The 13,775-nt window shown below is 66.8% G+C and carries 11 protein-coding genes; 5 read left to right on the top strand and 6 right to left on the bottom strand.

The genetic code is table 11. The features are described 5' to 3' along the window. Positions 1–714: 714 nt before the first annotated feature. Entirely contained in the window at positions 715–1,092 is a 378-nt protein-coding gene (locus QMK22_RS13690; protein WP_349361117.1) for a DUF7882 family protein, read from the top strand. An 88-nt stretch (positions 1,093–1,180) separates the two neighbouring features. Here the strand turns inward: QMK22_RS13690 and paaZ are convergent, their stop codons facing one another. The 4 genes from paaZ to QMK22_RS13670 all read right to left on the bottom strand — a co-directional run bounded on the left by paaZ (position 1,181) and on the right by QMK22_RS13670 (position 7,748). Continuing rightward, positions 1,181–3,238 carry a phenylacetic acid degradation bifunctional protein PaaZ gene (paaZ, locus tag QMK22_RS13685; RefSeq protein ID WP_283498202.1) on the bottom strand — a complete coding sequence of 686 codons (2,058 nt, stop codon included), beginning with the start codon at positions 3,236–3,238 and terminating at the stop codon, positions 1,181–1,183. A 56-nt stretch (positions 3,239–3,294) separates the two neighbouring features. Further along, the gene (locus QMK22_RS13680; RefSeq protein WP_283498201.1) at positions 3,295–4,188 is read right to left on the bottom strand and encodes a 3-hydroxyacyl-CoA dehydrogenase family protein; all 894 of its coding nucleotides are present in this window, start codon (positions 4,186–4,188) and stop codon (positions 3,295–3,297) included. Beyond that, on the bottom strand, positions 4,188–5,372 hold the full coding sequence (locus QMK22_RS13675) for a thiolase family protein (protein ID WP_283498200.1): 1,185 nt from the start codon (positions 5,370–5,372) through the stop codon (positions 4,188–4,190). Before QMK22_RS13675 ends, QMK22_RS13680 begins: the two co-directional genes overlap by 1 nt. A 189-nt stretch (positions 5,373–5,561) precedes the next feature. Beyond that, positions 5,562–7,748: a DEAD/DEAH box helicase gene (locus tag QMK22_RS13670; protein ID WP_283498199.1), complete on the bottom strand. Its 2,187-nt coding sequence runs from the start codon at positions 7,746–7,748 to the stop codon at positions 5,562–5,564. A gap of 259 nt (positions 7,749–8,007) precedes the next feature. On the opposite strand from QMK22_RS13670, the gene QMK22_RS13665 reads away from it, so the two are divergent. Beyond that, entirely contained in the window at positions 8,008–8,490 is a 483-nt protein-coding gene (locus tag QMK22_RS13665; RefSeq protein ID WP_283498198.1) for a GNAT family N-acetyltransferase, read from the top strand. Between the two features lies 1 nt (position 8,491). On the opposite strand, the gene QMK22_RS13660 is transcribed toward QMK22_RS13665, so the two are convergent. Continuing rightward, positions 8,492–9,589, bottom strand: coding sequence for a GTP-binding protein (locus QMK22_RS13660; protein WP_283498197.1), 1,098 nt, complete (start codon positions 9,587–9,589; stop codon positions 8,492–8,494). A gap of 54 nt (positions 9,590–9,643) precedes the next feature. On the opposite strand from QMK22_RS13660, the gene ykgO reads away from it, so the two are divergent. Further along, the gene (ykgO, locus tag QMK22_RS13655) at positions 9,644–9,766 is read left to right on the top strand and encodes a type B 50S ribosomal protein L36 (protein ID WP_035839829.1); all 123 of its coding nucleotides are present in this window, start codon (positions 9,644–9,646) and stop codon (positions 9,764–9,766) included. Positions 9,767–9,910: 144 nt separating this feature from the next. Beyond that, positions 9,911–11,107 (top strand): alpha/beta hydrolase, encoded by a 1,197-nt coding sequence (locus QMK22_RS13650; RefSeq protein WP_283498196.1) that lies wholly within the window; start codon positions 9,911–9,913, stop codon positions 11,105–11,107. 63 nt (positions 11,108–11,170) lie between these two features. Here the strand turns inward: QMK22_RS13650 and QMK22_RS13645 are convergent, their stop codons facing one another. Further along, on the bottom strand, positions 11,171–11,971 hold the full coding sequence (locus tag QMK22_RS13645) for an IclR family transcriptional regulator (RefSeq protein ID WP_283498195.1): 801 nt from the start codon (positions 11,969–11,971) through the stop codon (positions 11,171–11,173). Between the two features lie 166 nt (positions 11,972–12,137). Between QMK22_RS13645 and hutH the strand changes: the two genes are divergently transcribed. After that, positions 12,138–13,703 (top strand): histidine ammonia-lyase, encoded by a 1,566-nt coding sequence (hutH, locus tag QMK22_RS13640; protein ID WP_283498210.1) that lies wholly within the window; start codon positions 12,138–12,140, stop codon positions 13,701–13,703. The last annotated feature ends 72 nt before the right edge of the window (positions 13,704–13,775 follow it).

Below are 13,775 nucleotides of genomic sequence, written 5' to 3'. Positions count from 1 at the left end.
CCAAGACTTGGTCCCACGTGAGGCCGGGAAGCTCTGCGGCTTTCCGCACCTTTGGGGTACGTATAGATACATTACGGCCACCCAGCCCACCCGTCAAAACGCACCCCACCCGGGCGTGTCGCACCCCCACCCACAAGGTCCGCGCCCCACCAACCGACAGCCACCCCCGCCGGCACCCGACTCCTAGGCCCCGGGCCCCGGGCCCCGGGCCCACCCTATGCAACCGGGCCCACGATAGAACATGGGCCCCCTTTCCGGGCCCGGGCCCGGACACTAAAACCAGGGCACTCCGGGCGACCCAAGCACGAGCGGCCACCCCACGAGCCAACGGCTGCAGCATCCGCCCGCTTGCTCACGCCCGCGACCGAGGCCAGCCAGCTTTCGGGCCAGCCAGACTTCGGGCCGGCCAGACTTCGGGCCCACCCTATGCAACCGGGCCCACGATAGAACATGGGCCCAGTTGCACACCCTGGGCCCCACCACCCCACACCCGCAAAACGGATGTCCGGGCCCGGGCCCGGACCCGGACAACAGTGGGGTGCAGGTGCAGGTGCAGGTGCAGGTGCAGGTGCAGGTGCAGGTGCAGGTGCAGGTGCAGGTGCAGGTGCAGGTGCAGGTGCAGGTGCAGGTGCAGGACGTTGTACCCTAGACCTCCTCGGCTGTGGCCGAGATACTGGGCTGAGCGACACCGCTCACCTGATCAGGAAGGCAATCATGGGTTCTCTCACGTATGACCGAGTCGTCGTAGAGATCGATGATCGCACCCTCGCGCACCTGCAACTCGTGATCGTGCAGAAGCTACGCCGGGGGGAAAGCTTTCTGCTGTCCTGGCAGGATTCCAGAGCGGTCGGCTCCGGTCGCAGCTCAATTTGGCTGCACCCGTCCATTCCGCTCTATTTCAAGTACAGCGGCGGACACGCAGCCACACTCAACCGTCAGTGGATAGAAGACCTCAGCCGCTCTGCGAATAGTGCCCAGGGGCTCGTCATCGTGAGCGAACCTGGTTCCGCCCCCATCACGACACACAGCGCGCAAGCGAAGACGACGATTCACGCGCAAACGACCGCGCAGATCAACACCGCGTTCGTCTAGCGACCGGCACGGGCTTACGGGCGCTCTGGCAGGCGCACAAAGCGGGCCCGCGCGTTCTGCGCGGGCCCGCTTTCATGTGCCGCCGGACTTACTGCTTGGCGACGAGGGTGAGCACGTCGTAGGACGCGACGAGTTCGTCGTTCTGGTTGGTCAGGACGGCATCCCAACGCACCTCGCCGTACTCGTCGGTTTCGCGCGGCGTGATCTGCTTCGCGGTGAGCGCGACACGGATGCTGTCCCCGGGCGAGACCGGCGTGACGAACTTGAGGTTCTCCAGCCCGGAGTTGGCCAGGACCGGTCCAGGCGCCGGATCGACGAACAGGCCGGCAGCCCAGGACACGAGCAGATAGCCGTGAGCCACCCGGCCCGGGAAGAACGGGTTAGCAGCGGCGGCTTCTTCGTCCATGTGGGCGTAGAAGGTGTCTCCGGTGAACTGCGCGAAGGTCTCAATGTCCTCCAGGGTCACCGTGCGCGAAGCCGACACGATCTGGTCACCGATCACCAGCTCCGCGAGGCTCTTGCGGAACGGATGTGTGTCGCCCAGTCGCGCCGACGCGCCCTGGTGCCAGATTCCGGTGATCGCCGTGAGCATCTCAGGCGAGCCCTGAATGGCGGTGCGCTGCATGTGGTGCAGTACCGCGCGGATACCGCCCAGTTCCTCGCCGCCGCCAGCCCGACCCGGGCCACCATGCACCAGCTGCGGAACCGGCGAACCGTGCCCGGTCGAGGTGCGGGCGTCGTCACGGTCGAGCACGAGCACGCGCCCGTTGAAGGCGGAGATTCCCGTCATCAGGGCGACCGCAACAGCCGGGTCGTGCGTGGCAATACTGGTCACGAGCGACCCACCGCCGCGGCGCACGAGCGCGATCGCCTCGTTAATGGTGTCGTAGCCGAGAACGCTGGAGACCGGGCCGAAGGCTTCGACCTCGTGCACGGCGTCGGCGGACGCATCATTGAAGCGCAGCAGGAGCGGCTCGACGAAGGCACCGTCGGGAGCGACGGCGGTCGTGCCGTCAGCGTGCACCACAGCGGGCGCATCCGTGGTTCCGACGACCAGCTCACCGCCGGCAGCCTGCAGGCGGGCGACCTGCTTGAGCACCTCGAGCCGCTGCGCGGTCGAGGCGAGCGGCCCCATGGTGACACCCTCGGCGCGCGGGTCGCCGAGAACGATACGTTCGCTGATTCGGGCCTGCACGGCGGCGACGACGTCGTCCATGGCCGCGCGTGGCACGATGACGCGGCGGATGGCGGTGCATTTTTGGCCGGCCTTGACCGTCATCTCGGCAACGACACCCTTGACGAAGGCATCGAATTCGGGGGTGCCCTTGGCGGCATCCGTTCCGAGAATCGAGGCGTTGATCGAGTCGGTTTCGTTGGTGAAGCGCACTCCACCGGTCTGCACAGAGTCGCTCGCCCGCAGTTTCTCGGCGGTGGAGGCCGATCCGGTGAAGGCCACGAGGTCGCCGAGACGCAGATCATCGAACAGGGTCGGCACGCTGCCGGAGACGAGCTGCAACGATCCCTCGGGGAGCAGACCGGAGTCGGCGAGGATGCGCACGAATGCCTCGGCCAGGTAGCCGGAGGGCGTCGCCGGCTTGACCAGGGTGGGCACGCCGGCCAGGAAGGCGGGCGCGAACTTTTCGAGGGCGCCCCAGACCGGAAAGTTGAACGCGTTGATCTGCACGGCAACGCCGGGCAGGCGCGAGTAGATGTGGCGGGCAATGAAGGATCCGTCTTTGGAGAGCGGCTCGACCGGCCCGTCAACGTAAACCTGGGCGTTCGGCAGCTCGCGCCGGCCCTTTGAGGAGTAGCTGAACAACACGCCGATGCCGCCGTCGATGTCGACCCAGGAGTCCACCTTGGTAGCGCCGGTGCGACTGGACAGCGCGTACAGCTCCTGCTTGCGCTCGGTCAGCAGCAGGGCCATCTGCTTGAGCAATACGGCACGCTGGTGAAAAGTCAGCTCACCGAGGGACTTCTGGCCGACCGTGCGCGCGTAGTCGAGGGCAGCAGCGAGGTCGAGTCCCCGGGTGCTGACGCGAGTGACGACCTCACCGGTCGAGGCGTCACAGACGTCGACGGCAGCGGATGCGTCGGTCGGGGTCCACCAGACGCCCTGAACGTAGCTGGGCAGAATATCGGTCATGAGGTCTCCTTTGTGGTGCGTGCGCGGTGTAGGCGGGGCATCGGTGTGGGCGGCCATCAAGCCTCGTCCCAGCGGTAAAAGCCCTGGCCGGATTTGCGGCCGAGCTTGCCTTCGGCAACAAGCCGGCGCAGCAGCTGCGGCGGCTCAAACCGGGCACCGAGCTGCTTGTGCAGGTATTCGGCGATGCCCAGCCGCACGTCAAGCCCGACCAGGTCGGTCAGTTTCAGCGGCCCCACCGGGTGCTTGTAGCCCAGCATCATGGCGGCGTCGATATCGGAGGCACTCGCGACACCCTCCTCGAGCATGCGGATGGCTTCGAGTCCTAAGGCCACTCCGAGCCGGGACGAGGCGAATCCGGGTGCGTCGCTGACGGTGATCGGTGTCTTGCCGAGGGCCGACACCCAGTTCTGGGCATCCGCTACCAATTCGGGCGAGGTAGCGCTGCCGGTGACGAGTTCGACCAGGTTTGAGGCGGGCACCGGGTTGAAGAAGTGCAGGCCGAGAAAGCGCGCCGGGCGGGCCAGTTCGTCGGCGAGGTCGTCGATCGAGATTGACGAGGTGTTGCTGGCGAGGGCGGCGTCGGCCGGAAGCTGAGCTTCGACCTTCTGCAGTGCTTCAACCTTGAGCGCGCGCACCTCGGGAACGGCCTCGACGACCAGCTCACGGTCGCTGAACAGGCCGAAATCGGCACCGACAGCGAGGCGCGCCTCAAGTTCCGGGCGGGTCTCGGTGGTGGCACCGCGGGTGATGCTGGCGTCCACGGCGCGCAGCACGCGCTCGAGGGCGGCCGCGGCCTCGTCGTCGTTGCGCTCGACGAGGGCCACGTGGGCTCCGGCGAGCAAGAATGCGTGCGCGATGCCGGCGCCCATGCGCCCACCACCGAGTACACCGACCCGGTCGGGCACGCCGGACTCGCCGCGATCGCCCAGTTCGAGTTCAGAAATAGACATCAGACACGCTCCAGGATGAGGGCCGAACCCTGGCCGACGCCGACACACATGGTGGCGAGGCCGTGCTGGGCATTTTCGCGCTCCATGCGCGCAAGCAGAGTGACTACGAGGCGAGCGCCGCTGGATCCAAGCGGATGTCCGAGCGCGATTGCGCCGCCGTCACGGTTGACGATTTCCTCGTCGAGGCCGAGCCGACGGATGCACGCGATGGACTGGGTGGCGAATGCCTCATTGAGCTCGATGGCACCGAGGTCGCCGATGTTCAATCCGCTGCGTTCCAGGGCACGCTGGGTGGCGGCGACCGGGCCGAGGCCCATGATCTCCGGGGCGAGTCCGACGCTGGTTCCGACGACGACGCGGGCCCGCGGGATGAGACCGTACTTTTTGACGGCCTCGCCGCTGGCCACGAGAATCGCCGAAGCGCCGTCGTTGAGCGAGCTCGCGTTGCCGGCCGTGACGACGGAGCCGCCGGCCACAATCGGGCGGAGCGCGGCGAGACCTTCCAGGGTGGTGTCGCGGCGCAGGCCCTCGTCGACGAGAACCTCACCCTTCTTGGTGGGAACGCCAACGATTTCATCGACGAAGTGGCCGGCATCGATCGCGGCTGCTGCGCGCTGGTGACTGCGCAGGGCAAAGGCATCCGCTTCTGCCCGAGTGATGCCGTCGAGCTTAGCGACCTCTTCGGCCGTCTCCGACATGGAGAAGGTGGCCTTGTCGCGGGCGGCAAGTTTGGGGTTCACGAACCGCCAGCCGATGGAGGTATCGAACTGGGCGCCGGGCTTGGCCCAGGCGCGCTCGGGTTTGGCCTGCACCCAGGGGGCACGGGTCATGGATTCGACACCGCCGGCCAACATCAGGTCGGCATCACCGGCGCGAATGGCCTGGGCGGCCATCGTGATCGCCGACATACCCGAGGCGCAGAGCCGGTTGACGGTGATTCCCGGCACGTGGTCAGGCAGTCCGGCGAGCAACCCGGCCATACGGGCCACGTTGCGGTTGTCTTCGCCGGCCTGGGTGGCGGCGCCGAAGATGATCTCTTCGACCAGGCCGGGGTCGATGCCGGCGCGGCGTACGGCCTCGCCGACTACAAGCGCGGCGAGGTCATCGGGACGAACCGTGGCCAGTGCGCCACCGTAACGGCCTACGGGGGTGCGTGCTCCTCCAACGAGGTAGGCCTCAGCCATGTTCTCTCCTGACGACGGTGTCTACGTGTGCGTGCGGGAACGACGAATAAGTTACCGACCGTTCGGAAAGTAATTCTGGCAGATGCGGCCGGGTTCGGCAACCCGTCCAGCTCTAGACATGCAGAAAGGGGTACCCGCCGACTGGCGGGTACCCCTTTCTTTAAGCCTCTGGTTTAGAGAGAGCGGATGCTAGATGTTGGCGAGTTCGCGCACAGCCGCGCCACCGGGGGCGGCGGTCGTGTAGCTCGCGTCGATCTCGGCACGCTCGAGCAGCTCGCCCATGCGGCGCTGACGCTGCTTGGGGATGAGCGTCACGACGGTTCCGGTCTTGCCCGCGCGGCCGGTGCGTCCGGCACGGTGCAAGTACGTCTTGTACTCGTCGGGCGCATCAGCTTGGATGACCAGGTCGATATCGTCAACGTGGATGCCGCGAGCAGCCACATCCGTTGCGACGAGAACGTTGACTCGGCCGCTCGTGAGCATCTGCAGGTTGCGGGTACGACGGGCCTGGTTGAGGTCACCGTGCAGGCTGGTGGCCTTCACTCCGGCATCTTCAAGCTGGTCGGCGAGCTGCTCAGCGTAGGCACGGGTGCGGCTGAAGATGAGCGTCTTACCCTGACGATTGACGAGCTCTTCGATGATGCGGCCCTTGTCGCGGTGCTCAATGACGAGCACGCGGTGGTCGATCGTGGATGAGGCCTGGTCTTCACCGGCGACCTCGTGCACGGCCGGGTTGGTCAGGAATTCCTTGACCAACGAGGCAACGCCCTTGTCGAGGGTGGCGGAGAAGAGCAGCTTCTGGCCGCCGGCCTTGGTCTGACGCAGGATGCGCTGAACCGGCTCGAGGAACCCGAGGTCGCACATGTAGTCGGCCTCGTCGAGCACGGTGACGACGACTTCGGACAGGTCAAGACGACCCTGGTCGATGAGGTCTTCGATGCGGCCCGCGGTACCGATGATGATGTCCACGCCGCGCTGGAGTGCGCTGACCTGACGGTACTGGGGAACGCCGCCGTAGATCTGGGTGGTGAAGAGGCCGACGCTGCGGGCGATCGGCTGGATGGTGCGGTCGATCTGCAGGGCCAGCTCACGGGTCGGGGCCAGGATGAGCGCGCGGGGCTTGCGGGCCATCTTGCGGTCCTTGGCTCCGTTGTTCTCCATCAGCTTTTCCACGAGCGGGGCGCCGAAGGCGATGGTCTTGCCGGATCCGGTCTTGCCGCGGCCGAGCACGTCGCGCCCAGCGAGCACGTCGGGGATGGTCGCTGCCTGGATCGGGAACGGGGTCGGAGCGCCGAGGGCGGCGAGCTCACGAACGATGTTCTCGCCGAGGCCCAGATCGCCGAAGGTCACACCGACAACATCGGATGCCGTCGTTGCAATGGCTTCGAGACGTTCGAGTACGACATCGTCGCCACCGGCGAAGCTGGGCTTGGCGCCGTTCTCGCTGCGCTTCGGGTAGAACTTGCTGTCGCCATCGTCGGAACGGCTCGGACGGTCGTTTCCGAAATCGCGACGGGGCGGACGGTCGTCGTTTGAGCGACGGGGGGCGCGGTCGGCGTAGTCGGGACGGTCGGTGCGCGGAGCACGGTCACCATACGAGGGACGGTCGGTGCGCGGAGCACGGTCACCATACGAGGGACGATCGGTGCGAGCCGGACGGTCGTTGTTGTACGACGGACGGTCCGTGCGGGGACGGTCGTTGTTGTAGGCCGGACGCTCGGTGCGCGGAGCACTGTTGCGGTCACCGTACGACGGACGGTCGTTGTTGTACGACGGACGGTCCGTGCGGGGACGGTCGTTGTTGTAGGCCGGACGGTCGGTGCGCGGGGCACGGTCACCATACGAGGGACGATCGGTGCGCGGAGCACTGTTGCGGTCACCGTACGACGGACGGTCGTTGTTGTACGACGGACGGTCCGTGCGGGGACGGTCGTTGTTGTAGGCCGGACGCTCGGTGCGCGGAGCACGGTCACCATACGAGGGACGATCGGTGCGCGGAGCACTGTTGCGGTCACCGTACGACGGACGGTCGTTGTTGTACGACGGACGGTCCGTGCGGGGACGGTCGTTGTTGTAGGCGGGGCGCTCGTTGCGCTCGCTGTTGGTGCGGCCACCGTTTTCGGGGCGAACGGAACGCGAGCCGTAGGCCGGGCGTTCGCTCGAGGGACGCTCATTGGCGCGCGCGGCGCGCTCGTCGGCGTTCCAACGCTGCTTCTTGGGTGCGCCTTCGTCAGCGCGGTGTCCGCGGTGACCGGGGCTCTTGCTGCCGGCGTTGTTGGAACCGCCGTGACCCGATCCGCCCTTGGAGGCGTACTTGGGATCGAAGTTCTTACCGCCACGACCGACGGTGGAGTTATGCGAATTGCCTTGAGGCATACAGATATTTCTGGGTTGTGTTCAGTACATGGCAGAACAACATCGCACATGCGACGTAACTGAGAACCCGGGCAGTCTATGGCCGGGGCCGTTCACATACAGTGATTTTTCACCAGCGGATTACTGGGAAACCGGCCCAACTTGACTTACAAACCCATCCGCGCACGGCGCGGTGTCAAGAGCCGACTTGTCTACGCTACCCGATGCGCCCATAAATGTCACGGAAAGGGCGCACATTGCCTCGCTCTATTCTGGTGATATGACCATTTCGATCAGTATCGAGCCGCCCCGACAGGCCGATGTCGAGGCGCTGCTGGCCGCCAGCACCGCCTTCGCACACTCGCTCTACCCGGAAGAGAACAGTTTTCTGCTCAGCACCGACGAACTCGAACGCGCGGGCGTCGACGTCTATATTGCCCGCGACGAACACGGTGCGGCCTGCGGCATGGCCGCCCTGGTGCCGCTCGGCTCCAGTGAATCCAACCCCGCCGCGGTGCTCACCGCTGAGCTGAAGCGATTGTTCGTGCACTTTGATGCCCGGGGGCGCGGTGTAGCCGGCCACCTGCTCGACCGTATCGAAGCGGATGCCGCGAGCCGCGGCATCCGCTCTCTCGCGCTGGAGACCGGCCCGCTGCATAACGCCGCAATGGCCCTGTACCGCGGTCGCGGCTACGAGCAGATTGACCTGTTCGGCCAATACGTCGGCGAGAAGTTCAGCGTCTGCTTTGCCAAGACCCTCTGAGTCAAGCAGCACCTTCGAGCACCCAGCCGGGGAACGGGTCGCCGAGGGTGCTCCAGAACATGGGCCCGGCGAGAAACTCCGCGTCGGTGAGCAGGCAGTCATCGAGGTTACCGCTGAGCACATGCGCGTTGAGATTGCGTCCGAAAAAGGCGATTTCCTGGCCGAGCGGGGAGTCGGGGTCATGACTGTGCATACCGGTGGGTTCGAAGGTGATGGTGGGACCGGCACTGCTCCAGGAGCCAACGGTTGACGGCCGCGTGGCCAGTCGAAACAGGCCGCGTGAGCGCAAAATCTCGCCCGCCTCCTCGGCGTGGTCCCGAAAGAATTCGGCCAGACGCACGGGATGGAACGGTCGCACGTCACGGTAGACCACGCAGGTCAGTCCCTGCGGGCTACGCGCGAGCAAGGCGTCGCCGTTGAGCTGACGCACCCAGCCGGGGCTGCGCTGTAACCAGGCAAACATGTCCCGGCGCGGCAGCGGCCAGCCGTCGGCACCGCCCTGGCCGTATTCGGCGAACACGATATGGCTGGCCGGGTTGAGCAGGCGTACAAAATCGCGGATGTCGGCGGCATCGCGTTGGCGCACGAGGTCGGTCTTGTTAACCACGACGATGCTCGCCCACTCGATCTGCTCGATCAGCAGGTCACCCACGGTGCGTTCGGCGTCACCCGGGGTATCGATCGTGGTGGCCGCGTCGTCGGAGGCCTCACCGGCCCCGGTCTGCGGGGTCGGCGCGAGGGCCTCACCGCGCAGGTCGCGCCAGAACCGCGCAGCGTCGAGCACGGTAATGAGATCCCCGAGCCGTACCGCATGCCCGTTGGCCAGACGCTCGGGCGAGTCACCCGTTTCGACGAGGGAACTGGCAATCTCGAGAGGTCCGACCGCGGTCGGTGCCTCAACGAAGACATCGATAGCGGATGCCTCCCCTCGCCGAGCCGGAACGGCGTCAGATACCTCGCTCAGCACCGTGCGCAGGGCGTCGGAGATCGAGGTGGTCAGGGCGAAGGGGTGATGCCCCAGGCTGCAAGCAACCGATGTCTTTCCAGCGCCGGCCAGGCCGCTCACCACGTTCACTCGAAGATACGTTTCTGTCTGCATGCCTGTTACTCTAATTGATAGTCATTCTCAATAAGAAATCCGAAGTGGAGAAAAATGAAGGTTCGCAATTCGCTCAAGGCGCTCAAGAAGGTTCCGGGATCGCAAATCGTGCGGCGACGCGGTCGCACCTTCGTGATCAACAAGCTCAATCCTCGAGCCAAGGCCCGCCAGGGCTAGCCCGCGGCACTCGTTGCGGAAGGGGGCACGTGTTCTAGCACGGGCCCCCTTCTCAACCCCGTGCCACGAGAGCCCAGCGGATTCGATCGGCACGGCGGATGCGCCTAGTCTCGAATCCACCAGCTACAACTCCGGGGGCATGACGTGACACCTGCTCGACGCCCAACCCGCGCCGGCCGCCGCCGGCTACAGCGCACCCGCGGGAGCCTGGCACTGGCGGCAGCAGCCCTAGCGATCGTGACGACCGGCCTCGTGGCCGGCTTTCGAGTTGACCTGTATGACGTGGCGCCGCCCGGCGCGGAGAACCAGGGCAGCGAGCTGGTCACCACCGAGGTGGTGGGGATTCGAACGTTCACGCCGAGCGACGCGGTGACGGTAACGACCGATATTGTTTACGGCATCCAGCCGGACGGCGCGGTGCTGACCCTGGATGTCTGCTCACCGATGGCCCCGCACTCGGCCACCAGCCCCGACGCCACCGCGACGCCCACAGTTGACGTCGGAGATCTGGATGTCGGAGATTCCGATCCTGACGAGGCCGTTCTGCCGGGCCCCGCAACAAGCACCGGTACTGAGACCGGGAGCGCGCCCGCGAATGCGGCGGCACCACCGAACGCCGCGGCTTCCGTCAATGCGCAAGCACCGGAGCTACTGCCGGCCGTCATCTCGGTGCACGGCGGGAGCTGGGCTCGCGGCGACAAGGGAAACAGCGACTGGCGACTGGTCTGTCAGTGGCTCGCGAGCGCGGGTTTCGTAGCCTACTCGGTCAATTATCGGCTGGTACCCGACGCCGTCTTTCCGGCCGCGATCGATGACCTGCAGTTGGCAGTGGAATGGATGCGCGACCCGAATAACGCCAAAAAATACGGCATCGACCCGGACCGCATCGGGGCGTTCGGCGGGTCAGCCGGCGGCAACCTCGTTGCCCTGCTCGGCACCCGTGGCCAGGGCGCGCTCACGACACACTCGCGGGTCGCCGCGGTGGCGGAGCTGTCTGGTCCGGTAGACCTGCGCGCTACGGGACTCGTCAACGCCACCGATGGGCTTACCCGCATCAGCCGGGCGTACCTCGGTTGCGCGAGCATTAACCGGTGCGCGCAGTCGGTGGAGGCCTCGGCGTCGAGCCGGCTCGATCACAGCGATCCGCCCGTATTCATCGGCACGTCGTCTGACGAGTTCATCCCGGTGCGCCAGTCGACCGATTTCACGGCGCAGCTGGAACGTCTGGGCATTCGCCACGAACTCGTGGTGGTTCCCGGGAATCTGCACTCCATTGGCATTCTCGATGAGGCCATGCGCGCCCGGGTGGCCGGTTTTCTGCACACGGAGCTGGGCTGGTAGTCCTCTTGCCACTCGCGGCCCCCGTTGAGGCAGGGGGCACCCGAGGAACGAGTACCCCCTTCCCTACCGAGTGCCGGGAGGCTCGGCCGCGGTCCCCGGCCGGCCACGGATGCGACGAGACAATTCCGCCGCCGTGTCGGCGACGGTTGCGGCGAGCGCGGGCCAGTCCCCCTCGATGAACCTGTCGTGCGCGAACGTCACGGCAATCGCGGCGGCAGGCCAGCCGGTATGGTCCCGCGCGGCGAGCGCCACCGAGGCGATGCCGGGCGTGATTTCACCGTTTTCGGTGGCGTAGCCATCCGTTCGCACGCGATCGAGCACGGCCCGCAGCTCGAGCCTGGTGTGTGGGCCGCGACCGTCGCGTTGTTCCAGTGCCGCCTGATTCGGGTACAGCGCTCGCAATTGGGCGGCGGGCAGGGCCGCGAGGAGCGCGCGTCCGCTGGCCGTGAGGTGCGCGGGCAGGCGCACCCCCACGTCGGAGACGAGCGACGGCCGATGCGCGGCGCGCTCCTCCACGAGGTAGATCACGTCCCGACCGTGCAGCACGACGAGATGCGCACTCTCCCCCAGTCGGTCAACGAGCTGCGCGATCAACGGGCGGCCGAGCCGGGAGAGCGGTTCCTGGCGGCTGAACCCCGAACTCAGCTCGAACGCGGCGATGCCGAGACCGTAACGGCGCTCCTCGGGCAGATGAACCACGAACCCCTCCTGCGCGAGCACATCGAGCAGCTGATAGACGGTCGAGCGCGGCAGGCCGAGTGCGGTGGCCACGGCGGCGGCCGGTATCGGTCCGCGCTGGGCGGCGAGATGAGTCAGAACGCGCAAGGTGTTCTGCGCGGCCGGAACCTTGGAAGGGACGACCATGCCGGGCACCTCAGTTTCGCTGGGCGATCGTGCTCGCCGTGATCCGGCGGCGACGCCCACGAGCACTGTCCGGTATACCGGACAGTTGCCAGTGTATCGACACTCGCCCGTGGCCGAAAGGGTGTCGAATCGAGGTATGAGCCTCGCCACCACTCCCCCTGCCCGGATGACCACCGCTGCACGTGCCCCAAAAACGGGCGAACCGGCATCCGTCGTTGTCGGGGCCGCTGCCCTCTCCTTTGCCGATGTGGTCGCCGTCGCTCGGCACAACGCGCCCGTCACCCTCGACCCGGCCAGCCTGTCCGGGGTCGCGGCCACCCGCACGATCATCGACGCCCTCGCCGCCGACACCGAGCCGCACTACGGAATCTCCACCGGGTTCGGCGCCCTCGCGACGACTTTCATCACGCCAGATCGTCGCGCCCAATTGCAGGCCAGCCTCGTGCGCTCGCACGCTGCCGGCAGCGGCCCCGAGGTGGAACGCGAGGTCGTGCGCGCCCTCATGCTGTTGCGGCTGAGTACCTTGATGACCGGGCGCACCGGCGTGCGGCCGACCACCGCCGAAACCTACGCCGCCGTGCTGAACGCGCAGATCACGCCGGTGGTGCACGAATACGGATCGCTCGGTTGCTCGGGCGATCTCGCCCCGCTCGCGCACTGCGCCCTCGTCGCCATGGGCGAGGGCCAGGCCCGCGACGCGGCCGGCACCCTGCTCGGTGGCGGAGAGGCCCTCCAGGCAGCCGGCATCACCCCGGTCGTACTCGCCGAGAAAGAGGGCCTCGCCCTGATCAACGGCACCGACGGCATGCTCGGAATGCTCGTGCTCGCCCTCGACGATCTGGCCCGCCTGCTCACCACCGCCGATATCGCCGCGGCGATGAGCGTGGAGGCTCTACTCGGAACGGATGCTGTCTTCGCGGCCGATCTGCAGCAGCTGCGGCCCCAGCTCGGCCAGGCCGCCAGCGCCGCAAACCTGCGTCGGCTGCTGCACGGTTCGGCCCTGCTGGCGAGCCACGCCGGTCCCGAAGACACGTCGGTGCAGGATGCCTATTCGTTGCGCTGCGCCCCGCAGGTGCACGGAGCCGCACGCGACACCGCTGACCACGCCGCACTCGTGGCCGGTCGCGAACTGGCCAGCGCCATCGACAACCCGGTCGTCACCGTCGATGGCCGGGTCATGTCGAACGGCAACTTTCACGGCGCCCCACTCGGCTACGTGCTCGACTTTCTCGCCATTGCGTCAGCGGATGTCGCCAGCATGAGTGAGCGACGCACCGACCGTCACCTCGATGCGAGCCGCAACAAAGGGCTGCCACCGTTTCTCGCGCACGAGGTGGGCGTGGACTCGGGGCTCATGATCGCGCAGTACACCGCCGCCGGGATCGTGTCGGAGTTGAAGCGTCTGGCGGTGCCGGCATCCGTTGATTCGATTCCTTCCTCGGCGATGCAGGAGGACCACGTATCGATGGGGTGGCATGCCGCCCGCAAACTGCGCCGTTCCCTCGACGGGCTCGGCCGGGTGCTCGCGATTGAGATCATGACCGCGGCGCGGTCCCTTGATCTGCGGGCGCCGCTCACTCCCGCCGTGGCGACCGGAGCTGTGCGCGATCTCGTGCGCACCGTGGCTGCCGGCCCCGGCCACGACCGCTTTCTCGCACCCGAAATCGAGGGGGTCGTAGCCCTCGTCGCATCGGGCGCGGTGCTCGACTCGGCGGCCGGCGATTTAGCGTAGCGATCGGCCGTAACGGCAATGTTGTAAACCGATGAATTTACCCCGTTGTGACAGCGGCGGCGGCGTGCCATA

Source organism: Cryobacterium sp. PH29-G1 (genome assembly GCF_030063365.1).
Classification (GTDB): domain Bacteria; phylum Actinomycetota; class Actinomycetes; order Actinomycetales; family Microbacteriaceae; genus Cryobacterium.
Note: the sequence above shows the minus strand (reverse complement) of the source record. Positions and strands in the feature narration are given on the sequence as shown.